This is a genomic window from Alcanivorax sp. HI0083, assembly GCF_001635175.1.
Genome location: NZ_LWFX01001651.1, coordinates 1 through 511 on the forward strand (window position 1 = coordinate 1; position 511 = coordinate 511).

Annotated in this window: 1 protein-coding gene and 1 pseudogene; one reads left to right on the forward strand and one right to left on the reverse strand. The window is 44.8% G+C overall.

Annotation, left to right across the window (positions count from 1 at the left end):
• On the reverse strand, nt 1–233 hold a 233-nt coding region (locus tag A3754_RS28655; RefSeq protein WP_231880774.1), incomplete at its 3' end, for a hypothetical protein.
• Between the two features lie 23 nt (nt 234–256).
• Between A3754_RS28655 and A3754_RS24250 the strand changes: the two are divergent.
• Nucleotides 257–511 (forward strand): annotated as a pseudogene (locus A3754_RS24250) (hypothetical protein); the annotation flags it as partial.

A 511-nucleotide genomic window follows, 5' to 3' on the forward strand; every position in this document is an offset into this window, starting at 1 on the left:
ACGAGTTTAGAAAAACGTGCAGAAATACTGCCCCAGGAAGATTCAATATTCGTCGGGAGGTAAATAATGCCCATAAAAAATAAAACGAAAACGCGTAAAAGAGAAACGGGGTGAAAAGGGCGGGTAGCAAAGGCAGTGAAAAAAATCAGAAAAATTAAAAGTGGGTTGATTAAATAATGTACCAACTGATTTTTTTTTATGCTATTTTCCACTTGTCGCAGTACTGATGACAACGCCATAGCTTAGGAGATCAATCATGGCTAGAGCAAAGAAAGCCGCCGCGAAAAAAACTGCGGCGCGCAAACCCGCAGCGAAGAAAGCCGCTGTTGCAAAAGCACCGGCTGTTCCCAAGTCTGTCAGCAACGCTGAATCCAAGGTTAAATTACAGGACAAAGCTGTAGCCCAGGCAGAAAAGAAAGTTACCCAGTCACAAACCAAACTTGATAAGCATCGCGCCAAAATCGACGCAGAGAACGCCAAACTGTCGAAACTGCGTGCCGATGTTGCCGCC